The organism is Streptococcus cristatus, from assembly GCF_003943515.1.
Taxonomy (GTDB): Bacteria; Bacillota; Bacilli; order Lactobacillales; family Streptococcaceae; genus Streptococcus; species Streptococcus cristatus_D.
On the sequence record NZ_RJPT01000003.1, the window covers coordinates 1 to 23,613 of the forward strand.

21 protein-coding genes and 2 pseudogenes are annotated in these 23,613 nt (G+C 43.1%); 17 read left to right on the forward strand and 6 right to left on the reverse strand.

Features of this window, described 5'->3' with window-relative positions:
• On the reverse strand, positions 1-486 hold a 486-nt coding region (locus D8791_RS10600; RefSeq protein ID WP_312023725.1), incomplete at its 3' end, for a hypothetical protein.
• A 94-nt stretch (positions 487-580) separates the two neighbouring features.
• Between D8791_RS10600 and D8791_RS10605 the strand changes: the two genes are divergently transcribed.
• Positions 581-985 carry an LPXTG cell wall anchor domain-containing protein gene (locus tag D8791_RS10605; protein ID WP_260473505.1) on the forward strand — a complete coding sequence of 135 codons (405 nt, stop codon included), beginning with the start codon at positions 581-583 and terminating at the stop codon, positions 983-985.
• A gap of 275 nt (positions 986-1,260) precedes the next feature.
• On the opposite strand, the pseudogene D8791_RS04365 reads toward D8791_RS10605, so the two are convergent.
• Together D8791_RS04365 and D8791_RS04370 are read right to left on the reverse strand one after the other, a co-directional pair.
• Positions 1,261-2,443, reverse strand: a pseudogene (locus D8791_RS04365) (IS110 family RNA-guided transposase).
• A gap of 271 nt (positions 2,444-2,714) precedes the next feature.
• Positions 2,715-2,900, reverse strand: a pseudogene (locus D8791_RS04370) (transposase); the annotation flags it as partial.
• A gap of 144 nt (positions 2,901-3,044) precedes the next feature.
• Here D8791_RS04370 and pbp2b point away from each other — a divergent pair.
• The 16 genes from pbp2b to D8791_RS04450 all read left to right on the forward strand — a co-directional run bounded on the left by pbp2b (position 3,045) and on the right by D8791_RS04450 (position 19,727).
• Positions 3,045-5,102 carry a penicillin-binding protein PBP2B gene (gene pbp2b, locus D8791_RS04375; protein WP_125446417.1) on the forward strand — a complete coding sequence of 686 codons (2,058 nt, stop codon included), beginning with the start codon at positions 3,045-3,047 and terminating at the stop codon, positions 5,100-5,102.
• Between the two features lie 53 nt (positions 5,103-5,155).
• The gene (gene recR / locus D8791_RS04380) at positions 5,156-5,752 is read left to right on the forward strand and encodes a recombination mediator RecR (RefSeq protein ID WP_125379674.1); all 597 of its coding nucleotides are present in this window, start codon (positions 5,156-5,158) and stop codon (positions 5,750-5,752) included.
• Between the two features lie 148 nt (positions 5,753-5,900).
• A complete protein-coding gene (locus D8791_RS04385; protein ID WP_125379673.1) occupies positions 5,901-6,947 on the forward strand; it encodes a D-alanine--D-alanine ligase in 1,047 nt (348 codons plus the stop codon).
• Between the two features lie 104 nt (positions 6,948-7,051).
• Positions 7,052-8,425, forward strand: a complete 1,374-nt coding sequence (locus D8791_RS04390) for a UDP-N-acetylmuramoyl-tripeptide--D-alanyl-D-alanine ligase (RefSeq protein ID WP_125446418.1) — start codon at positions 7,052-7,054, stop codon at positions 8,423-8,425.
• Positions 8,412-9,023 carry an NUDIX hydrolase N-terminal domain-containing protein gene (locus tag D8791_RS04395; protein ID WP_125446419.1) on the forward strand — a complete coding sequence of 204 codons (612 nt, stop codon included), beginning with the start codon at positions 8,412-8,414 and terminating at the stop codon, positions 9,021-9,023. The genes D8791_RS04390 and D8791_RS04395 overlap by 14 nt, the downstream gene beginning before the upstream one ends.
• A gap of 192 nt (positions 9,024-9,215) precedes the next feature.
• Positions 9,216-9,908, forward strand: a complete 693-nt coding sequence (locus tag D8791_RS04400; protein WP_125446420.1) for a YwaF family protein — start codon at positions 9,216-9,218, stop codon at positions 9,906-9,908.
• 97 nt (positions 9,909-10,005) lie between these two features.
• Positions 10,006-10,686 carry a YwaF family protein gene (locus D8791_RS04405; RefSeq protein ID WP_125446421.1) on the forward strand — a complete coding sequence of 227 codons (681 nt, stop codon included), beginning with the start codon at positions 10,006-10,008 and terminating at the stop codon, positions 10,684-10,686.
• Positions 10,687-10,980: 294 nt separating this feature from the next.
• Entirely contained in the window at positions 10,981-12,525 is a 1,545-nt protein-coding gene (locus D8791_RS04410) for a peptide chain release factor 3 (RefSeq protein WP_125446422.1), read from the forward strand.
• 316 nt (positions 12,526-12,841) lie between these two features.
• Positions 12,842-13,753 (forward strand): magnesium transporter CorA family protein, encoded by a 912-nt coding sequence (locus D8791_RS04415; protein ID WP_125446423.1) that lies wholly within the window; start codon positions 12,842-12,844, stop codon positions 13,751-13,753.
• Between the two features lie 179 nt (positions 13,754-13,932).
• Positions 13,933-14,826, forward strand: coding sequence for an ABC transporter ATP-binding protein (locus tag D8791_RS04420; protein WP_125446424.1), 894 nt, complete (start codon positions 13,933-13,935; stop codon positions 14,824-14,826).
• Complete coding sequence (locus D8791_RS04425) at positions 14,823-16,037, forward strand: ABC transporter permease (RefSeq protein ID WP_125446425.1); 1,215 nt, start codon at positions 14,823-14,825, stop codon at positions 16,035-16,037. Before D8791_RS04420 ends, D8791_RS04425 begins: the two co-directional genes overlap by 4 nt.
• A gap of 129 nt (positions 16,038-16,166) precedes the next feature.
• Positions 16,167-16,892, forward strand: coding sequence for a UMP kinase (gene pyrH / locus D8791_RS04430; protein ID WP_005589574.1), 726 nt, complete (start codon positions 16,167-16,169; stop codon positions 16,890-16,892).
• A gap of 18 nt (positions 16,893-16,910) precedes the next feature.
• Positions 16,911-17,468 (forward strand): ribosome recycling factor, encoded by a 558-nt coding sequence (frr, locus tag D8791_RS04435; RefSeq protein WP_125446426.1) that lies wholly within the window; start codon positions 16,911-16,913, stop codon positions 17,466-17,468.
• A 99-nt stretch (positions 17,469-17,567) separates the two neighbouring features.
• Positions 17,568-18,422, forward strand: a complete 855-nt coding sequence (gene cvfB / locus D8791_RS04440; protein ID WP_125373533.1) for an RNA-binding virulence regulatory protein CvfB — start codon at positions 17,568-17,570, stop codon at positions 18,420-18,422.
• Complete coding sequence (locus tag D8791_RS04445) at positions 18,423-18,638, forward strand: YozE family protein (protein WP_005589581.1); 216 nt, start codon at positions 18,423-18,425, stop codon at positions 18,636-18,638. It abuts the gene before it with no gap.
• Positions 18,639-18,728: 90 nt separating this feature from the next.
• The gene (locus D8791_RS04450; protein ID WP_125446427.1) at positions 18,729-19,727 is read left to right on the forward strand and encodes a PhoH family protein; all 999 of its coding nucleotides are present in this window, start codon (positions 18,729-18,731) and stop codon (positions 19,725-19,727) included.
• A gap of 72 nt (positions 19,728-19,799) precedes the next feature.
• On the opposite strand, the gene nrdF is transcribed toward D8791_RS04450, so the two are convergent.
• The 3 genes from nrdF to nrdH all read right to left on the reverse strand — a co-directional run bounded on the left by nrdF (position 19,800) and on the right by nrdH (position 23,376).
• Positions 19,800-20,765: a class 1b ribonucleoside-diphosphate reductase subunit beta gene (nrdF, locus tag D8791_RS04455; RefSeq protein ID WP_005589584.1), complete on the reverse strand. Its 966-nt coding sequence runs from the start codon at positions 20,763-20,765 to the stop codon at positions 19,800-19,802.
• Positions 20,766-20,903: 138 nt separating this feature from the next.
• On the reverse strand, positions 20,904-23,063 hold the full coding sequence (gene nrdE, locus D8791_RS04460) for a class 1b ribonucleoside-diphosphate reductase subunit alpha (protein ID WP_125446428.1): 2,160 nt from the start codon (positions 23,061-23,063) through the stop codon (positions 20,904-20,906).
• Between the two features lie 94 nt (positions 23,064-23,157).
• A complete protein-coding gene (gene nrdH, locus D8791_RS04465) occupies positions 23,158-23,376 on the reverse strand; it encodes a glutaredoxin-like protein NrdH (protein WP_005589588.1) in 219 nt (72 codons plus the stop codon).
• Positions 23,377-23,613 lie beyond the last annotated feature (237 nt).

Consider the following 23,613-nt stretch of genomic DNA (forward strand, 5'->3'; position numbering starts at 1 on the left):
CATGAGTAACAGCGTGTCCGCCTCAATCAGTGCATCTGAATCAGCAAGCACAAGCATGAGCAACAGCGTGTCTGCTTCAATTAGTGCAAGCCAATCAGCAAGCACAAGCATGAGTAACAGCGTGTCCGCCTCAATCAGTGCATCTGAATCAGCAAGCACAAGCATGAGCAACAGCGTGTCTGCTTCAATCAGTGCTTCAGTATCAGCAAGCACAAGCATGAGCAACAGCGTGTCTGCCTCAATCAGTGCAAGCCAATCAGCAAGCACAAGCATGAGTAACAGCGTGTCTGCCTCAATCAGTGCAAGCCAATTAGCAAGCACAAGCATGAGCAACAGCGTGTTTGCCTCAATCAGTGCAAGCCAATCAGCAAGCACAAGCATGAGCAACAGCGTGTCCGCTTCAATCAGTGCATCTGAATCAGCAAGCACAAGCATGAGCAACAGCGTGTCTGCTTCAATTAGTGCATCTGAATCAGTAAGCAACAACTCAAGTAGTACTTCAGTTTCAACAAGTACTTCAGTAAGCTTGAGTAACAGCGTAAGTACATCTACATCACTTAGCAATAGCGTTTCAAACAGTTTGAGTACAAGTGCGTCACAACAATCTAACTCATTCAGCTATAGTAAGGGTGAGCCAACAAGCGAATCTAAGCCAGAGTTTAACCTTCCTAGCTACCTTGAATCTGTAAGTGCAAGTGAGTCAGTCTCAACAAGCACAAGCTTGAGCAACAGCGCAAGTACCTCAGCTAGCTTGTCTGACAGTGCTTCAATCTCAAGTGCTACAAATCACTCTCAAGCACCTAAGCCACAGCCTGCACAACCAGGACAAGTCAAAGTTACTCCAAACGCTAAGGCTTTACCAAATACAGGAACTGCAAGTAACCAATTTGCTGGTCTTGGATTAGGAGTAGCTGCCTTGGTAACTGCCTCTCTTCTTGGTAAGAAGAAGAGATCAGCAGCTTCTGAAATGGATTTAGAAGACTAAGTTCCAAAAATCGGCTACAATGAAATTTTGTTGATATCATTTTAGCGATGAAAATAAGAACCCCGGATGGCTCAAGGCTATCTGGGGTTTTTGGGCTCTTTTCTACCATTTGTCAAGTCTATCAGGGCTTTAAGTAAAAAAGAGATAAGACAGTAGCTATTCTGAGGTTACTGTCTTATTTTTAACACTTTTTGATCCATAAAAGGGCATGCTAAAAAACACCTCATCTGGTATTTTTTGAAACAAGGTGTTACCATAATACGGCATAGACAGCCTTATCGATTTTGGGTCAAAGAATAATCGTAAAGTTTGTTATGCGTAATGAGGTAATACATTGTTCGAATGAGACGATGTATAGAGGCAATCGTATGTGGCTTAGTTGAAGCTATTGTCGATTGTCTTTTTCGTTTCTCATAAAAGTCAGCGATATGGCAGGGATTGGTATGACTAGTTGAAGCGATGTTGTGAATGCACTTGAACAAGATTTTTCTGGCATAGGAATTACCTCGTTTAGTGATGTGTTCCTTAGCGAGAAAGTTTCCAGATTCATAGTGTCTCATGTCAATGCCAATAAAAGCGTTGATTTGATTGGTAGACTGAAAGCGACGAATATCTCCCAATTCGCCAATGATAGATGTCGCTGTGGTTTCTGCGATGCCAGTAATTGACCGTAAGATGTCATACTCTGGTAAAGGCTGAGCTAGAGCTACCATGTCGTTTAAGACAACTTGTCTGCGTTCAGAAAGACGAAGCAATTCTTGAGCATAGTAGCGAACCTCTTCAAGCATTGGAGAGGTTTTCTTGACCGCACAAAAAGATTGTTTAGCGAGTTTTATAAGTTTATCAGTCAGGTAAGCAATACGTTTTTCAGAGATGCGTTTAGAGGTAGATTGACGGATAATCTCATACAAGTCACTTTGAGATAGGCTTAATACAAACTCTTCACATGGAAAAGCCATCACTAAGTTCCAATATTGCTCTCCAGTTGGTGTGGATAAGAGATTTTCCAATTCAGGAAAGGTGACTTGTAGGACCTTGTGCAGACGGTTTTTAGCTCGAACAAGATCTTCAGTCATATTTTGATAGAAACGGCTTAAATCACGCAGGTGTTGATAAACTTCTTCCTGCACGTAAGTTGGTTTACGATTGTGCACAAGCTGAGATTTAGCCAACTTTTCAGCGTCAATTTTATCTGTTTTACGAACTCGCAGACTGTCCAATTGCTAGCCGTATATAAGCGTAACCAGATTCCTCAAGAAAGGCCTGAAGACGCCGAGAATAGACGCCTGTGGCCTCAAATATAATCTCAGGGTTATGAACAGTTTTCAAGTCCCCCAACAGGCGATTGAATCCAATGGCATCATTGAGTATGGTGTAGCCATGAACCTTCTCACCGTTGACTAAAATTGCCACCTCAGAACTTGTTTTACTTACATCCATTCCAAATACTGCACGCATGACATTACCTCTTTTGTCTTGAATAATTCCATGTTTTAGTGATTTTATTTTCAATACGCGACGTTTAGCGTCCCACATACTTTGATCAAACTCCACCTAAAACAAGGTGTCTTGCCAGTTTGTCAAGCGACGTCTAGCGCCATAGAGCCCTACGACTTTACAAGACACCACTACTTTAACATAAAGAAAAAGTAGTGAGTACTCTCTCCCGTCGGAGATTTCTTCACTACTAATCTTAGTATGTTTGTCAACTGTAGTGGGTTGAAGTCAGCTAAGCTCGAGAAAGGACAAATTTCGTCCTTTCTTTTTTGATGTTTAGAGCGATAAAAATCCGCTTTTTGAAATTTTCAAAGTTCCGAAAACCCAAGGCATTGCGTTTGATGACCTTGATGAGGTTATTAGTGGCTTTTAGCTTTGCGTTTGAGTAGGTAAGATCTAAGGCGTTTATAATTTTAGATCCATAATTCCTACAGTGGTTTTACCCACTACAGAAATTATAGATTTTCTCATTATTGGAGAAAAATTCTTTTTCGATCCTTTTAGATTTCCATGCTTCATTGCTGGGGAAATGTGGTAAAATAAAAGATAGATTTTTACGAGGATGAGAGAAGAAATGTCTAAGAGAAAATTTGATAGCCATTCTATCACGGGCCGACTTTACCTTCTATTTGGTATAGTCGGGGTCTTATTTTTGGTGCTGATCGCTCGTCTGGGCTATATGCAGGTCGTCAATCAAGCATTTTATACAGATAAATTAGCTAAAGCAAGTAAAACGAAGATTAAATCTAGTTCGGTTCGTGGGCAGATCTATGACGCTTCGGGCAAGCCCCTGGTGGAGAACACAACCAAGCAAGTGGTGACCTTTACACGAGACAATAAACTTACAGCAGAAGAAATCCGTGAAACAGCACAAAAATTACTGCAGTATGTGTCAGTGTCTGACCTAAAGGTGACCGAGCGCCAAGAGGTTGATTATTATCTGGCGGATAATAAAGTTTACCGAGAAGTGGTTGAAAAATTACCCAAGGAAGAAAAATTTGATACGGATGGCAATCGTTTGCCTGAAGCCAAGATCTATAAGGCAGCAGCGGATAGTATTGATCCAAGCCAGCTAGGCTATACAGATGAGGAAAAGAGGATTATCGCTCTATTTAGCCAGATGAATGCCGTTCCAAACTTTTCAACAGGGACGATTCAGACGGATGATTTGACGACGGAGCAGGTTGCTACGATTGCGTCCATCGGAAAAGAACTTCCGGGTATTAGTATTTCAACCAGCTGGAATCGAAAAGTCTTGGAAACATCGTTAGCTTCAATTGTTGGTCAAATTTCAACCGAAAAAACAGGTCTGCCAGCTGAGGAAGCGGATGACTATGTCAAGAAGGGCTATTCTCTGAATGACCGAGTGGGAATTTCTTATCTGGAAAAAGAGTATGAGTCTGTTTTACAAGGAAAACGAGCAGAAAAAGAAATTCGGCTGGACAAAAATGGCAACATGGAGAGCGTTGAGACCATTTCCGAGGGAAGCAAAGGGAACAACCTGAAACTAACCGTAGATCTGACCTTCCAGCAGGGAGTTGAGGATATTCTCAGAAATGCCTTTAATCTGGAGCTGGCAAAGGGCAATGCTACTTACTCAGAAGGTGTCTATGCCGTGGCTATGGATCCCAATACAGGATCAATCTTGGCACTGGCTGGTGTCAAGCACGATCTGGAAACAGGCGAAATCTCGGCGGATGCGCTGGGTACCATTACAAATGTCTTTGTTCCTGGTTCTGTCGTCAAAGCTGCTACCTTAACCGCTGGTTGGCAGTATGGAGCCATTTCAGGAAATCAATCCTTGGTCGATCAGCCGATTCTTTTTGCGGGTTCTACTCCCATCAATTCTTGGTTTACGGCCTACGGTTCACGTTCTATTACGGCAGTGGAGGCTCTGGAATACTCGTCTAATACCTATATGGTTCAGGTGGCCCTAAATATGCTGGGGACTCCGTATAGCCCAAATATGGCCTTAGGAACCAACAATGTCGATGCTTCAATGAAAAAGCTCCGTTCGACTTTTGCAGAATATGGTCTGGGGACTGGAACAGGTATTGATTTACCGACAGAATCAACAGGCTATATTTCTAAAAACTTCACAGTCAGCAATTATATTACGGATGCTTTTGGTCAGTTTGATAACTACACTCCACTTCAGTTGGCTCAATATGCGTCGACAGTAGCCAATAACGGCAAACGGGTAGCTCCGCATCTGGTTGAAGGCATTTACGCCAACAACGACCAAGGTGGACTGGGAGACTTGATTGAGAAGAAGAAAACAAAAGAATTAAATCAGGTCAATATTTCTGAGGAAAATATGGCTCTGATAAAACAAGGTTTCTATCAGGTGGTCAATGGATGGAGTGGCTTTACAACTGGACGGACGATTGCGCAGGGCGCTATGGTTTCAATCAGTGCCAAAACAGGGACTGCCGAAACTTTTGTCAACGGTGGTACATCTGCTATCAACACCAATGTTGTATCGTATGCACCAAGCGATAATCCTAAAATAGCTGTAGCCGTGGTCTTTCCGCACAATACTGACCTTTCCTCAACGGTCAGCCACAGTATTACCCGTGATATTATCAATCTTTATAACCAACAGCACCCTATGAATTAGAAAGGAAAAGCGGTAAAATTTGCTGATTATTTTACTGCTCAACTATTACTATTATGCTTTATCCAACCCCTATCGCCAAATTGGTTGATAGCTTTTCCAAGCTGCCGGGTATCGGCATCAAGACAGCTACTCGTCTGGCCTTTTATACCATCGGGATGAGTGACGATGATGTCAATGAATTTGCCAAAAATCTACTAGCTGCCAAGCGTGAGCTGACTTACTGCTCTATCTGTGGCAATCTGACGGACGATGATCCTTGTGCTATCTGTACGGATCAAACGCGCGATCAGACTGTGATTCTGATCGTTGAGGATAGCCGCGATGTGTCTGCTATGGAAAATATCCAAGAATACCACGGCCTTTATCATGTTCTCCACGGCCTCATTTCCCCCATGAACGGTGTAGGACCAGATGACATCAACCTCAAGAGTCTCTTGACTCGCTTGATGGACAGTCAAGTGATGGAAGTGATTGTGGCTACCAATGCAACGGCTGACGGAGAAGCGACTTCTATGTATATTTCTCGCGTGCTCAAGCCTGCAGGTATCAAGGTGACTCGACTGGCCCGCGGACTGGCTGTCGGCGCTGATATCGAATATGCAGACGAAGTGACCCTGCTCCGAGCGATTGAAAATCGGACAGAATTGTAAGATGAAAGAAAGATTTCCTGCTGAAAAACAGCTTTGGAAGTCTTTTTTCTATTCAAAAATGCCGGGAAATATGATATACTGAAACAGTCTAAAAAGAAGATGGGGCAACCCAAAATGAACTTATAGCTAGAAATGTTAGGATAAGATAATGGTCAAACAAACCTTGATTTTACTATACGGTGGCCGCAGTGCTGAGCGAGAAGTTTCAGTCTTGTCGGCTGAGAGTGTCATGCGAGCTATCAACTATGACAAATTTTCTGTCAAGACTTATTTCATCACAAAAGCTGGCGATTTTATCAAAACGCAGGAATTTACAGAAAAGCCGTCTGCAGATGAAAAGCTCATGACCAATGCAACGGTTGATCTTTCGCAGCAAGTCAAACCGAGTGATATTTATGAGGAAAATGCAGTTGTCTTTCCTGTTCTTCATGGACCGATGGGCGAGGATGGCTCTATCCAAGGCTTCCTTGAAGTGCTGCGCCTTCCTTATGTGGGCTGCAATATCTTGTCGTCCAGTGTTGCCATGGACAAAATTACCACCAAACGTATTCTGGAGTCTGCTGGAATCCCACAGGTACCTTATGTAGCAGTGATTGAGGGTGAAAATCTGGAAGAAAAAATTGCCGAAATCGAAGAAAAATTGACTTATCCGATTTTTACCAAACCATCTAATATGGGCTCTAGTGTCGGTATTTCTAAGTCTGAGAATCAAGAGGAGTTGCGAGCGGCATTGGATTTGGCCTTCAAGTATGACAGCCGTGTCTTGGTTGAGCAGGGAGTCAATGCGCGTGAGATTGAGGTTGGTCTCTTAGGAAATTATGACGTTAAGAGTACCTTGCCGGGCGAAGTGGTCAAAGATGTGGCTTTCTACGACTATGAAGCCAAGTATATTGACAATAAGATTACCATGGATATCCCTGTAAAAATCTCAGACGAGGTTATTTCAGTCATGCGTACGAATGCTGAGACAGCCTTTCGCGCCTTGGGCGGACAGGGATTGGCGCGCTGTGATTTCTTTTACACCGAAGAGGGGGACATTTTCCTCAATGAGCTCAACACCATGCCTGGCTTTACTCAATGGTCTATGTATCCCTTGCTTTGGGAAAATATGGGATTGCCTTATTCCGAGTTGATTGAGAAATTGGTAAATCTAGCTGAAGAGGCCTTTGCTAAGAGAGAAGCGCATCTTTTATAAATATGATATAATAGAGGGACTGAGATGACAGACTGAATATTTAATATTTAGTCTGGCCTCAATCCCTTCTTTTTTGGGAAAAAGCGGAAAAATGAGTTAAAAACATGAAATTAGATTTATATGAAATAGCAGAAGTCTTGGTTGCCAAAAATGATGTCAGTCAGTTTGAAAATGTGACTTTTAGAAAGGCTGAATTTGACAGCCGTTTGATTGAGGCGGGGGATCTTTTTATCCCGCTTAAGGGGGCGCGTGACGGTCATGACTTTATCGCGACAGCCTTCGCTCAGGGAGCTGCAGCGACCTTGTCTGAGCATCCAGTAGCAGAAGGACCCTATGTCTTGGTCGATGATGTACTAGCGGCCTTTCAAGGCTTAGCTCAATACTATCTGGAAAAGACAGGTGTAGATGTGCTCGCTGTGACAGGCTCCAATGGCAAGACTACAACCAAGGATATGCTGGCTCAGCTATTAGCTACTAGCTACAAAACCTATAAAACCCAAGGCAACTATAATAATGAAATCGGCCTGCCCTACACGGTGCTCCACATGCCGGACGGCACAGAAAAGCTAGTTTTAGAAATGGGACAGGATCACTTGGGAGATATCCATCTTCTGTCTGAAATTGCCAAGCCAAAGACGGGCATTGTGACCTTGGTTGGTGAAGCTCACTTAGAATTTTTCGGAAGCCGTACGGAGATTGCTAAAGGAAAGATGCAAATTGCAGATGGCATGAAGAAAGGCGGTCTGCTCTTGGCTCCAGCTGATAAGATCGTTAATGATTTTCTGCCAGACCAGCAAAAAGTAGTCCGCTTTGGTCCCGATGCAGATATTTGTCTGACGCGTCTAGAAGAGCGCAAAGACAGCTTGACCTTTGAAGCGAATTTTCTGGAGCAGGCGATTGACCTACCTGTGACTGGCAAATATAATGCGACCAACGCTATGATCGCCTCTTACATAGCCTTGCAAGAGGGTGTCAGTGAGTCGGCGATCCGTCAGGCTTTTGCCCAGCTGGAATTGACCCGCAATCGAACCGAGTGGAAGAAGGCGGCTAATGGAGCTGATATCCTGTCTGATGTCTACAATGCCAATCCAACAGCTATGCGCTTGATTCTTGAAACCTTCTCAGCTATTCCAGCTAGTCAGGGTGGCCGCAAGGCTGCAGTCTTGGCGGATATGAAAGAGCTGGGTGCTGACTCCAAGCTCATGCACGGAGCCATGATTACCAGCCTCAATCCAGAGGTTATCACCGATCTTTTCCTCTATGGAGAGGACATGGAAGCTCTCTATGTCTATGCTCGGGAAATCTACCCACCAAATCGGGTGCATTATTTTGTCAAAAATGCTGAAAAGGATCAGTTCGAAGATTTGACTAAGACTGTTAAGACTTGGTTGCAATCCTCCGACCAAATCTTGCTCAAGGGTAGTAATTCGATGAAGTTGGATAAACTAGTGGAGGTCTTGGAGCATGGGGACAAGTGATACAGCTTTAATTTTGCAACGACTGCTGGCTATAACGGATACAGGTTTGTCTTTTGCAGCCAGTGACTTTGATCGAGAACGCTATGCGGATATCAGAGACAATCTGAATCAGCTGCTCAGCGAGACCGGTCATCTGGAACCGGATGAGCTGTCTGACTTGCTCCGACCGACAGATTTTTATGCGACTCCTTTGGTCGATGTCCGAGCTTTTATCGTTCAGCAGGGCAAGATTTGTCTAGTACGAGGACAGCAAGAGGAGACATGGGCTCTGCCGGGTGGTTTCTGCGAAGTAGGCTTATCTCCTAAAGAAAATATAGTAAAAGAAATTCAGGAAGAAACGGGATTTCAAGCTAGCGTAGTACGCTTGCTGGCTGTCTTTGATAGCAATAAATTTCAGCCACAAAGTAAGCAGTACGTCAAGCTCGTGTTTGAATGTCAGCTGAAAGAGGGAGATTTTCAGCCCAATTTAGAAATCGCTGAGCTGAGTTTCTTTGATCAACAGGATTTGCCTCTTCTATCCGAGAAAAGGATAACAAAAGAGCAGATGCAGCTTCTCTGGGATATTTATCAGAATCAGCAAGAACAATACATAGACTAGATTGAAGTTGATGCTGATTGGATGCTTATATCCAGTAGACCAGATAATCTAGCTCAATCTGTCCAGAGTTGTAAGGGCCAGAAGCTATTACTCTAGAAAGTTGAAAAACTTTTTGAAAAAAATGAAGGACTTTGCTAGGAATAACAAGCCCAGTGTCCTTAAAAATTATGTATTAGGATGAAAATTTGAAAGATGAATTTACTAGATTTTTTTACTAGTCACAAAACAGAACCGCCTGTGATGACGCCTTTTGCTTATATTCTGCTTTTGATGAGCCTAGTGTCCGTCATCTATGTTGCTAGTCGTTTTTTTGAGCGAAAGAAAGTACAGACTTTTTTTAGAGTTGCCCAAATCGTGCAATTAGTCTCTTTGTATGGCTGGTACTTAGTTATTCAGGAGCCTTTGTCGGAGAGTCTCCCCTTGTACCATTGCCGAGTCGCTATGTTTGCTGTCTTGCTACTGCCAGATAAAGTAGCTTATAAGCAATATTTCGCCTTATTGGGAGTATTTGGACCGATTTGCGCCATTGTCTATCCGATTTTGGACCCCTATCCATTTCCACATATCACGCTATTTTCATTTTTCATCGGTCATTTGGCCCTGTTAGGCAATTCGATTATTTACCTGATGAAGCATTATGATAGACTAAATCTGTCCTATCGACGTATCATAGAAATTACCTTTGGCTTAGATTTCCTCATCTTGCTTGGAAATATTGCATTCGGGGGCAACTACGGTTTCTTAAAGGAGCCACCTCTGGTAGGAGATCATGGTATGATTGGGAATTATATGATCGTGTCTGTGGTCTTAGCGACGGCCTTGCTTCTATTTTCTTACTTGTTCAAAGAAATGAAGGAAAGACAGGCAGAGCGATTGATCCAATAAGGATTGGAATTCTCTAGTGGCTAGAAAAATTCTGCCTAGATTTTCAATCTGACTGGGAGTTTGAACATACAGATTTTAGAAGTAGAAAGGAAACTGGATGCATCATTTTTTGACTACCAACCAAACTGAACCACCTTTTGTTTCAGCATTGGCCTATTCTTTGATGATGGCATTGCTTTTGCTGTCTGTCTACGCATCGATAAAATACCATAAGAATCCTAGCTTTATCAAAAGCATGAAAATTCTTCAATTGTGCCAACTGGCAATTCTTTATAGCTGGTATGTGGGTTTTCAGCTCCCTCTGGCAAATAGTCTGCCTTTGTACCATTGCCGTTTGGCCATGTTTGCGGTGGTCTTTCTGCCAGATAAATGGCCCAGCAAGCAGTATTTTGCCCTTCTAGGAGCCAGCGGGGCAGTCTTCGCCCTCGGTTATCCAGTCTTTGATCCTTATGATTTCCCGCATATTACCAGCTTTTCTTTCCTGATTGGTCACTATGCCCTCTTGGTTAATTCCCTGATTTATCTGATGAATCACTACGATAAGACCCAGCTCAAGAAATATACGATTGTCCTCTATACTTTTGTGCTTGATGCCTTTCTTGTCGGTGTTAATCAAGTGACGGGTGGGAATTACGGTCTGCTAAAAAGCCCGCCTTTTATCAGCCAGCACAATCTTTTAGTAAAATATCTAGCTGTATCGATTATTTTGTCCGCAACTTTGCTTCTTTTTGATGAAGTGTTTAAGAAACGCTGGAAAAAACAGTTGGAAATTGTTTAATATTGAATGTTATAGCTCCTGTCAAGTTTAGTTGGCAGGGCTTTTCTTAAATCTGATTTTAATCTTAATCTTTGCAATTTTCTCTTTAGCAGTGTCATTGTCAGATTTTAAGATAAGTTAGCCAAATATAAAGAATAGAATCGCTGGAAAGAGCGATTTTTATATTCTTCAGATAATTGAAAAAAAGCGCTAAATCCGCTATAATAGGTAGGTTGAAAGGATTAGAATATTCCAATGTAAAATAAAAAAATACTGACATTCACCATTATCCTAAAATGAAAGAAAGAGAAGAAGATGACTTTACAAGAAGAAATTAAGAAACGACGCACCTTTGCCATTATTTCCCACCCGGATGCGGGGAAAACAACCATCACTGAGCAGTTGCTCTACTTTGGGGGTGAGATTCGTGAGGCTGGTACGGTTAAAGGGAAGAAAACAGGGACTTTTGCCAAGTCTGACTGGATGGATATTGAGAAACAACGTGGGATTTCGGTCACTTCATCTGTTATGCAGTTTGACTACGACGGCAAGCGCGTGAATATCCTCGACACACCAGGGCACGAGGATTTCTCAGAAGATACTTATCGTACCTTGATGGCGGTGGATGCTGCCGTCATGGTCGTGGACTCTGCCAAGGGTATCGAGGCCCAAACCAAGAAATTGTTTGAGGTTGTGAAGCACCGTGGCATTCCAGTCTTTACCTTTATGAACAAGCTGGACCGTGACGGTCGTGAGCCACTGGACCTCTTGCAAGAACTAGAAGAAGTCCTAGGTATTGCGAGCTATCCTATGAACTGGCCAATCGGGATGGGGAAAGCCTTCGAAGGCTTGTATGACCTCTATAACCAACGCTTGGAGCTTTATAAAGGGGATGAACGCTTTGCCAGTCTAGAAGATGGAGATAAGCTCTTTGGAAGCAATCCTTTCTACGCTCAGGTTAAGGATGACATCGAACTGTTGCAAGAAGCAGGAAATGAATTTTCAGAAGAAGCTATTCTTGCAGGAGAACTGACTCCAGTCTTCTTTGGTTCAGCCTTGACAAACTTTGGGGTGCAGACCTTCCTTGAGACCTTCCTTAAGTTTGCTCCAGAACCACATGGTCACAAGAAAACAGATGGCGAAATTGTGGATCCTTATGACAAGGATTTCTCAGGATTTGTCTTTAAAATCCAAGCCAACATGGACCCTCGTCACCGTGACCGTATCGCCTTTGTTCGTATCGTATCAGGTGAATTTGAGCGAGGGATGAGTGTCAATCTGCCTCGTACTGGTAAGACTGCCAAACTATCTAATGTCACCCAGTTTATGGCCGAAAGTCGTGAGAATGTGACAAACGCTGTTGCAGGAGATATTATCGGGGTTTACGATACTGGTACTTATCAGGTTGGAGACACCTTGACGGTTGGAAAAAACAAGTTTGAATTTGAACCCCTTCCAACCTTTACACCTGAGATTTTCATGAAAGTTTCTGCTAAGAACGTTATGAAACAAAAATCCTTCCACAAGGGTATCGAACAATTGGTGCAAGAAGGAGCCATTCAGCTTTACAAGAATTACCAAACTGGTGAGTACATGCTAGGAGCTGTTGGACAACTCCAGTTTGAAGTCTTTAAGCACCGCATGGAAGGCGAGTACAATGCAGAAGTAGTCATGAGTCCAATGGGTAAAAAGACCGTTCGTTGGATCAAGCCTGAGGACTTGGATGAGCGGATGTCCTCAAGCCGCAATATCTTGGCCAAAGACCGTTTCGACCAGCCAGTCTTCCTTTTTGAAAATGACTTTGCCCTTCGCTGGTTTGCGGACAAGTATCCAGACGTAGAGTTGGAGGAGAAGATGTAAATCGTTACAAATGACTAGCAACATAAAGTTGCTGTCATTTGACGGTAACCGCTATGGCAGTTTACCTAAACACTTCACTAGGAAATAAGCGCAGTGCCTACCTGCCTCACTAACTTATCGGTGAAAAAAGACCGTTTTCGTCTCTTCGTGTCGTAGCTAGCGAGTTGATTTAGTTACCTGCCTTACACTTATGTTTAGAAAATAATATTGATTTGCTTGGTTATTGTCAGGACCTAGGAGCTTTGGCTATGAGGCTAAGTGTGGACATTAGGCGTGAGCTATTAGACAATCATTCTAGATCCCAGAAAGGAGTTCTATGTTTCTGGAAAGAAAACTGAAAGATCAATCTGTCTGGATCAACATTGACTCAGATGATGTTAAAAAGAATGGACAGATTTATCAGGATTATAATATCGATCTTGAAACCATTGAGTATGCGCTGGATAAGAACGAGCGGGCTCACATGGACTACAATCGTGAGAATGGGACGGTTCTTTTTATCTATAATGTCCTGAATTTAGCGACAGAGAAGGACTACTATGAGACTATTCCGATGACTTTCGTGGTACAGCAGGATCGTCTCATCACCATCAGCAATCAAGACAATGCCTATGTGGTCGATATAATGAAGGCTTACACGGAGAATCATGAGCCGGTGTCGGTCTATAAGTTTCTTTTTGCTAGTCTAGAGTTGATCTCCAATTCCTACTATCCGGTCATTGAGCAGATGGACAAGCGAAAGGATGAGCTAAACAGACTTTTGCGTCAGAAGACCACCAAAAAGCATCTGTTTGCCCTCTCGGACTTAGAAACCTCCATGGTCTACCTAGTAGCGGCATCCAAGCAAAATAGTATACTTTTAGAGCATATCAAGAGCCATGCTGTTTATCGTGGCTTTGATGAACTAGAAACCGAGCAGTTTGAAGATGCCATGATTGAGGCACGTCAGCTGGTTTCAATGACGGATTTGATTGCTCAGGTTCTTAGCCAGCTTTCGGGCTCCTACAATAACATCCTGAACAACAATCTGAATGATAATTTGACTGTTTTGACCATCATTTCGGTTCTTCTGGCAGTCCTAGCAGTCATCACTGGCTTCTTCGGTATGAATGTACCCCTGCCTTTATCAGATGATAAAAATGCTTGGCTTTATATTATCATCATGAGCTTTGTTCTCTGGACTCTTTTGACCAAGCTCCTAAACTGGGTGGTCAATAAAGAGCGATGAATAAAATACATTAAACAATGAGGTTTTCGAGCCTCATTTTTTTGTGGTATTAGTTGGAGTGAGTTTCATATTTTACTTATGAAAAATAGAGGAGAAATTTTTTGTACATTAGAACAAAAGGATGAAAAACTGCTTTCAAAGTAGTATAATAATCTTAGTATCATAATAGGAGGTTTCATATGCTGCATGTAGAAAAACTAGAAAAAAGTTTTGGGCAAAAGCAAGTCTTGTTCGGTATTGATTTTGAAGCCCAGTCGGGACATATCCTTGGTTTGATTGGGAAAAACGGTGCTGGGAAAACAACAATTTTTCACAGTATTTTGCGCTTCCTAGACTATAGTGGAGAGATCCGTTTCGAAGGGCATGCTATCAAGCAGGAGACCTATAGCAAGATTGGCTATCTGCCTGAGGAAAGAAGCCTGATGCCCAAGCTGACGGTCTTTGAACAAGTGCGCTATCTGGCAAATCTAAAAGGTGTTCCGACAGCTGTTGTCAAAGAAAAACTGCCCCAGTGGATGGAAAAGCTTCAGGTCAAGGGGAAATTAACTGACAAAATCAAGAGCTTGTCTAAGGGGAATCAGCAAAAGGTTCAGCTGATTATCACGCTTCTGCATGAGCCAGACTTGATTATTTTAGATGAGCCCTTCAGCGGTCTGGATCCTGTCAATACTGAAATCCTGAAAGAAGTCATTATTGAAGAGAAAAAACGCGGAGCGACGATTATCTTCTCGGATCATGTCATGACAAATGTGGAAGAGTTGTGCGATGATGTCCTGATGATTCGTGACGGGCAAGTGGTCCTCAATGGGGATGTACAAGCGGTCCGCAACCAATATGGTAAAACACGCCTTTTCGTTTCAAGTGACCTGTCACAGGCTGAATTAGAAGCTCTGCCCCATGTTGTTAAGGCGACGCAGACCAAGCAAGGTATCTGGAAATTGATTTTGGATGACGAAACAGCTGGTCCTGAATTGTTTGATCGCTTGACTCAGGGAAGCTATGTGGCAACTTTTGACCAGCAGGCACCGACAATTGATGAAATTTTCAAATTAGAATCAGGGGTGGAAGTATGAAACAAATGTTAATCGTAATCAAAGAAACCTACCTGCGTCATGTCAAGTCTTGGAGTTTTGTCTTTATGGTCTTGTCTCCTTTTCTCTTTCTTGGGCTGAGCTTGGGGATCGGTTATCTTCAGGGAAGTTCTATGGCCTCCTCTAAAAAGGTGGCAGTGCTAACCCAGCTTGATTCTGTCAGAGAAGTATTAAGAGCTGAAGAGCAGTTGAGCTTTCAGTACAAAGATGAAGCAGCAGCCAAGCAGGCTGTAAAAGATAAGAAAATCGCAGGATATCTGACGATTGAGGAAAAAGGCGGACAGCTCTCTGCCACCTATTATGCAGAAACCAGCATGAACGCTGCAACGAAAATGGCTCTGTCCAATTCCCTTATTCAGGTTCAGCAGGCTTTAAACCTGACTCAGGCTAATTTATCAGCTGAGCAGAGTCAGATTCTTGCGCGGACAGTCCAGTTTGAAGAAAAAATCGATGAAAATAAAGAAGGTAAGAAGATGGTTCAGACCTTTGCTGCAATGGGACTGGGCTTCCTGCTCTATATGATTCTGATTACTTATGCCAGCATTACTGCCCAAGATGTAGCCAGTGAAAAGGGCACAAAAATCATGGAAGTTATCTTCTCAAGTATTAAGGCGACGGATTATTTCTATGCCCGTATGATTGGGATTTTTGCAGTGATTCTTAGCCATCTGGGTATTTATATGCTTGGTGGACTGGCAGCCTTTCTCTTTGCGGACAGCATCCCTCTTGTATCCCAAGTCTTGAAGAGCAATCCAGCCATTCAGCAGTATATCGGAGAAGCTGTTTCCTTGAATACCCTAGCTTTTGTAGCTGTCAGCATCTTTATGTATGTCGTCTTGTCGGCCTTTCTTGGTTCGATGGTGGCACGAGTAGAAGATACAGGAAAAGTCCTTTCGCCAGTTATCATGCTGATTTTAGTCGGCTTCATGGGAGTTTCAGCTTTGGGGGCAGCAGGAGATAATGTGATTTTGAAGGTTGGTTCTTATCTTCCTTTCATCTCAACCTTTTTCATGCCTTTCCGAGCTATCAATGGTTATGCGACCAGCTTGGAAGCTTGGCTTTCTCTAGGAATTACAGCTACTTTCGCGGTTATGATGACAGTTTTCATCGCGCGTATTTACTCCAGCCTTGTTCTGCAGACGGATGATTTGGGAGCTTGGAAGACCTTCAAACGGGCTTTAAAATATAAATAGTTCACAACTTCACTGGAGTCATCTGGTGAAGTTTTCTTTTTGTATTTTAATTTAATATTTTGAATAATAGGGCTAGGTAAAAAGTGGAATTTATGGTAAAATAGTACAGATAAAACAAGGAGTGGAAAAATGGTAGAACCTAAATATAAGCGTATTTTGATTAAACTATCTGGAGAAGCTTTGGCTGGCGAAAAAGGTGTAGGGATCAACATCGCCACTGTCCAAAAGATGGCTGAAGAAATCAAGGAAGTCCATGAACTGGGCATTCAAATTGCCTTGGTTATCGGTGGCGGTAATCTTTGGCGAGGCGAACCAGCAGCAGAAGCAGGCATGGATCGCGTTCAAGCGGACTATACTGGCATGTTGGGAACCGTCATGAATGCACTTGTAATGGCAGATTCCTTGCAGCAAGTGGGCGTTGACACCCGCGTTCAAACAGCAATTGCCATGCAGCAGGTAGCTGAGCCTTATATTCGTGGACGTGCTCTTCGTCACTTGGAAAAAGGTCGGATTGTTATTTTCGGTGCTGGTATTGGTTCACCATATTTTTCAACAGATACGACAGCTGCTCTGCGGGCTGCGGAAATTGAGGCAGATGCTATCCTCATGGCTAAAAATGGTGTAGATGGAGTCTATAATGCCGATCCAAACAAGGATAAAACAGCTGTGAAGTTTGATGAATTGACCCACCGTGACGTTATTAACAAAGGCTTACGCATCATGGACTCGACTGCTTCTACCCTTTCTATGGACAATGATATTGACCTAGTTGTTTTCAATATGAATGAACCTGGCAATATCAAACGAGTGGTCTTTGGCGAGCAAATCGGGACAACTGTCTCAAATAATTTATAAAAATCAGGAGAAAAGAAAATGGCAAATGCAATTGTAGAAAAAGCAAAAGAAAGAATGACCCAGTCGCACCAAAGTCTGGCGCGTGAATTTGGTAGCATCCGTGCAGGCCGCGCTAATGCTAGCCTTTTGGATCGTATCCATGTGGAATACTATGGAGTAGAGACACCGCTTAACCAACTCTCTTCTATCACGATTCCAGAAGCGCGTGTGCTATTGGTAACACCTTTTGATAAGTCTTCTATCAAGGATATTGAGCGTGCCATCAATGCATCTGACTTAGGTATTACACCATCTAGCGACGGATCTGTCATTCGTTTGGTTATTCCAGCTCTGACAGAGGAAACTCGTCGTGAATTGGCTAAAGAAGTGAAAAAAGTCGGTGAAAATGCTAAGATTGCGATTCGTAATATCCGTCGCGACGCGATGGACGAAGCAAAGAAACAGGAAAAGGCTAAAGAAATCACTGAAGATGAATTGAAGGTTCTTGAAAAGGATATTCAAAAAGTCACTGATGATGCAGTGAAGCATATTGATGATATGACAGCGACTAAGGAAAAGGAACTCCTAGAAGTTTAATATTTTAGCAGAATCAAAACTCAGTTGGCCTAGGCTGGCTGAGTTGTTTTAACATAAAAATCCTTGCGATTAGAAGAGGCAAGGTAGAAGTAGGACTATATGAACACAAATCTTGCTAGCTTCATCGTGGGGATTATCACGGATGAAAACGATCGTTTTTACTTTGTCCAGAAGGATGGACAAACTTATGCCCTTTCTAAAGAAGAGGGACCGCATGAGCTAGGTCAGTCTGTCAAGGGCTTTGCTTATAGCGATATGAAGCAGAAGCTTCGCCTGACGACTCTTGAAGTCACAGCGACCCAAGAGCAGTTTGGCTGGGGAACAGTGACTGAGGTTCGCAAGGATCTAGGCGTCTTTGTCGATACCGGCCTGCCGGATAAGCAAATCGTTGTGTCGCTAGACATCTTGCCAGAAATTAAGGAACTTTGGCCTAAGAAGGGCGACCGCCTCTATATTCGTCTGGATGTGGATAAGAAAGACCGCATCTGGGGCCAACTGGCCTATCAAGAGGACTTCCAGCGCTTGGCTCGTCCTGCCTACAATAACATGCAGAACCAAAATTGGCCAGCCATTGTTTATCGGCTCAAGCTTTCTGGCACCTTTGTCTATCTGCCAGAGAATAATATGCTGGGCTTTATCCATCCGAGCGAGCGCTATGCAGAGCCACGTCTGGGGCAGGTCTTGGACGCACGAGTAATTGGCTTCCGTGAAGTAGACCGCACCCTTAACCTCTCCCTCAAGCCTCGCTCCTTTGAAATGCTGGAAAACGATGCCCAGATGATTCTGACCTATCTGGAGAGCAACGGTGGCTTCATGACTTTGAACGATAAATCTTCACCAGACGACATCAAGGCAACCTTTGGCATTTCCAAAGGCCAGTTTAAAAAAGCCCTGGGCGGTCTCATGAAGGCTGGTAAAATCAAGCAGGACCCGACTGGAACGGAGTTGATTTAAATGAGAAAATCTTTTTACAGCTGGCTGATGACGGAGCGCAATCCTAAAAGTAATAAGCCCAAAGCAATTTTGGCGGATTTGGCTTTTCAGGACACGGCCTTTCCCAAGCATACGGATGATTTTGATGAGGTCAGTCGTTTTCTGGAGGAGCACGCAAATTTTTCCTTTAACTTGGGCGAGTTTGATGCGATTTGGGAAGAATATCAGGCCCATTAAGTGGATAGTGGCTAGGGATAGTCATTTTCTGCTTGCTTTGATATAATAAAGGTAATTCATTCAAAAAATTAAAATAGAGAGGTTCTTTGTTTGCAGGAACATTCAGTAGAATTGAAACTAGGCCATCCAGATGATGCCTTTCATCTCTTTGGCTCTAATGAACGCCATCTGCGCCTGATGGAGCAGGAATTGAAAGTTACCATCCATGCCCGAACCGAGATTGTGCAGATTTTGGGTACGGAGGCCGCCTGCGAGGAGGCTCGCCAGGTCATTCAAGCTCTCTTGGTCTTGGTCAATCGTGGCATGACCATCGGTACTCCCGATGTTGTAACAGCCATTACCATGGTCAAAAATGACGAGATTGATAAGTTTGTAGCTCTTTACGAAGAAGAAATCATCAAGGACAGCTATGGCAAGCCAATTCGGGTCAAGACACTTGGTCAAAAAATCTATGTGGATAGTGTTAAAAATCATGATATCGTCTTTGGGATTGGACCAGCCGGAACAGGGAAGACTTTTCTAGCGGTGACCTTGGCCGTGACAGCTCTCAAGCGTGGGCAGGTCAAACGCATCATCTTGACGCGACCAGCGGTAGAAGCTGGTGAGAGTTTGGGCTTTCTGCCTGGTGACCTTAAGGAAAAGGTGGATCCTTATCTGCGACCAGTCTATGATGCCTTGTATCAGATTTTGGGCAAGGACCAGACGACACGCCTCATGGAGCGAGAAATCATTGAGATTGCACCTCTGGCCTATATGCGTGGGCGGACGCTGGATGATGCCTTCGTCATTCTGGATGAAGCGCAGAATACCACCATCATGCAGATGAAGATGTTTCTGACACGGCTGGGCTTCCAGTCCAAGATGATTGTCAATGGAGACATCAGTCAGATTGATCTGCCTCGGAATGTTAAATCTGGTCTCATCGACGCTCAAGAGAAATTGAAAAACATCTCCCAGATTGATTTTGTGCATTTCTCAGCCAAGGATGTGGTTCGCCATCCAGTAGTGGCGCAGATTATCCGTGCCTATGAACCTCCAGCTCCTAAGAAAGAGGATAGTGAATTAGCTGAGGACGAAAGAATTAGCTGAGGACGAAAGAATTAGCTGATAAAAAAACGACTAACTTGCTCATCAAGTTAGTCGTTTTTTAGTATCTGCAAATTATTTGGTTAAACCGTAGTTGTAGTCATCGTCTTGCATGGCTTCAACTTCACCAAGAAGGTAACCATTTCCGACTTGAGAGAAGAAGTCGTGGTTAGATGTTCCTGTTGAGATTCCGTTCATGACGATTGGATTGACATCGTCTGCTGAATCTGGGAAAAGTGGATCCTGTCCTAGGTTCATGAGGGCCTTGTTGGCATTGTAACGAAGGAAGGTTTTCACTTCTTCGGTCCAACCAACACCGTCATAGAGACTTTCTGTATAACCCTCTTCGTTCTCGTAGAGAGTGTAGAGCAGATCGTACATCCATTCTTTGAGTTTTTCTTGCTCTTCTTCTGGCAATTCGTTGAAACCAAGTTGGAATTTGTAACCAATGTAAGTTCCGTGAACAGACTCATCACGGATGATCAGTTTGATGATTTCCGCAACGTTGGCCAGTTTGTTGTTACCGAGATAGTAGAGGGGTGTAAAGAAACCAGAGTAGAAGAGGAAGGTTTCAAGAAAAACACTGGCAATCTTCTTTTCAAGGGGGCTACCATTGAGGTAGATTTCATTGATAATTTCTGCTTTTCTTTGTAGGTATGGGTTTGTGTTAGTCCATTCAAAGATTTCTTCAATTTCAGCCTTGGTATTCAAGGTAGAAAAGATAGAAGAGTAAGATTTTGCGTGAACGGACTCCATAAATTGGATGTTGTTGAAGACGGCTTCTTCGTGGGCAGTACGGACGTCCTTGCGTAGGGCATCCACACCAGACTCAGATTGGAGGGTATCCAGCAATGTCAATCCTCCGAAGACCTTGCCGACCAAGTCTTTTTCTTTGTTTGATAGTTTTCTCCAGTCGTCTAGGTCATTTGACAGAGGGATACGAGTATCGAGCCAGAATTGCTCCGTCAGCTTTTCCCAAGTTGATTTGTCAATGACATCTTCGATGGCATTCCAGTTTATGGCTTTATAGTAAGTTTCCATGATAATCTCGCTTTAAATTTTTAATACTTGCTTATGTCGTGAAGGAAACTGTTTCCTTCAGCAACATTGCGATAGGCTTTTTCAAAAATTGCTTATTTGGTTGAATTTGAGTGACCTAGTTTGGCAATTCGTTAATTGCTAAATCACACAGCTTTCACATTGGTTAGCGCCTACTTCGCCGCCATCATCAGTAAAGGTGCGGACGTAGTAGATGGACTTGATACCCTTGTTGAAGGCGTAGTTACGCAGGATAGAAAGATCGCGAGTTGTTTGCTTGCTTTCTTTTTTCCACTCGTAGAGACCTTTAGGAATATCGCTGCGCATAAAGAGAGTCAAGGAAAGTCCTTGGTCTACGTGCTCAGTTGCGGCTGCATAGACATCAATAACCTTGCGCATATCCATGTCATAAGCGCTAGTATAGTAAGGAATAGTCTCAGTTGACAGACCAGCGGCAGGATAGTAGATCTTACCGATTTTCTTTTCCTGACGTTCTTCGATCCGTTGAGTAATTGGATGGATTGAAGCAGAAACGTCATTGATGTAGCTGATAGAGCCATTTGGTGCAACAGCTAGGCGGTTTTGGTGATAGAGACCGTCCGCTTTTACCTTGTCACGAAGTTCTGCCCAGTCAGCAGCGGTTGGGATAAAGATATCTTTGAAAAGTTCCTTCACACGGTCAGACTTAGGTACAAATTCACCCGTCAGGTATTTGTCAAAGTAAGTGCCGTTGGCATAGTCAGATTTTTCAAAGTTATGGAAGGTCACACCACGCTCGCGAGCGATATTGTTAGACTCAACCAAGGTCCAGTAGTTCATGAGCATGAAGTAGATGCTGGTAAACTCGACAGCTTCCGCTGATCCATAGTCGATCAGTTGCTGAGCCAAATAGCTGTGCAGTCCCATAGCTCCCAGGCCAAAGGTGTGGGCTAGGCTGTTACCGTGGTCAATCGAAGGAACAGCTGTAATGTGTGAGCTGTCAGTGACAAAGGTCAAAGCGCGTGTCATAGTCCGAATGGATTTTCCAAAGTCAGGCGAAGTCATCATGTTGACGACGTTGGTAGAGCCTAAGTTACATGATACATCTGTCCCTAAGTGGAGATACTCTTGTGCGTCATTCAAGAGACTAGGCTCTTGTACTTGCAGGATTTCAGAGCAAAGGTTACTCATGATGATTTTACCGTCGATTGGATTTGAACGGTTAGCTGTATCAATGTTTACGACATAAGGATAGCCAGATTCTTGTTGGAGTTTGGAAATTTCTGTTTCCAAATCACGGGCCTTGATTTTAGTTTTGGTAATTTTAGGATTAGCAACTAGTTCATCGTATTTTTCAGTGATGTCGATATAGGCAAATGGTACGCCGTATTCACGTTCGATTGAGTAGGGGCTGAAGAGGTACATATCTTCATTTTTACGCGCCAATTCGTAGAATTTATCTGGAATCACGACCCCGAGCGAGAGGGTTTTAACCCGAACTTTTTCGTCGGCATTTTCTTTTTTGGTAGAAAGGAAAGCGATGATATCTGGGTGGAAGACATTGAGATAAACAACTCCAGCACCCTGACGTTGACCCAGCTGGTTAGAGTAGGAGAAGCTGTCCTCAAAGAGTTTCATAACAGGCACAACGCCAGACGCTGCTCCTTCATAGCCCTTGATAGGTGCTCCAGCCTCCCGCAGATTGCTGAGAGAAATACCGACCCCACCTCCGATACGAGACAATTGCAGGGCAGAGTTAATGGAGCGGCCGATTGAGTTCATATCATCTGTTACTTGGATGAGGAAGCAGGAAACCAATTCACCACGACGAGCTCGACCAGCGTTGAGGAAGCTTGGTGTAGCTGGTTGATAGCGCTGGTGGATGATTTCATTTGCGATATCCTTGGCAATAGCTTCATCTCCGTTGGCAAAGTAGAGGGCATTAAAGAGAACCCGATCTTCCATGCTTTCCAGATAGTATTCACCATCATTTGTCTTCAGTGCATACTGGTTGTAGAATTTATAGGCAGCCATGAAAGATTTGAACTTAAAATCTTGAGCATGGATAAAAGCAGACAACTCTTCAATATATTCAGGAGAATAGAGTTGGATAAATTCTTTTTCCAAGTAGTTCTCTTCGATTAAGTATTGAATTTTTTCAGTAATAGAAGCAAACTTCATCGTGTTTGGTTCAACATTTTCTTTAAAGAAGGCTTCCAAGGCTTCTTTGTCTTTGTGAAGCATGATTTGCCCATTGACTGGACGGTTGATTTCGTTATTTAGACGGAAGTAAGTCACATCTTCTAAGTGTTTGAGTCCCATAATTTTCCTTTTTCTAAAATGTCTTTTGCTTTTACAAAATAAACGGCTCCTACGAATGATAGGAGCGGCAACAAAGCTCTAAATACTGGTGAGATTATGATAATTTTTTAAGTTTACCAGGCTGGAAACCAGAAAATGCTTCAGTTGGCGTTTGAATAACAGGCGCTGCATTGAAACCGAGGCTTTTAACATGGTCGATGTATTCTGGTTGCTCATCAAGGTTGATTTCGCGATATTCCACATTGTTGGTATCAAGAAAACGTTTGGTCATCTTGCATTGAACACAATCGTTTTTAGAGTAAATAGTTACCATTAGATGATTCCTCTATACTTTCATTTTCTTAAATTTAAATCTGAAACTAGTATATCTAAAAGCGAATTCGATGTCAACAGTTTTGAACTAAATATTGTATGATGTTTTCTTATAGCAACTATTGAGATACAATATATAGTGTATAAAACATCGAAACAAAGAGAAATAACCACAAGGAGTCACAGCGCTTACTATACTTTAAGCGAAGCTAGACCAAGAAGAATTCATTATAGGGAA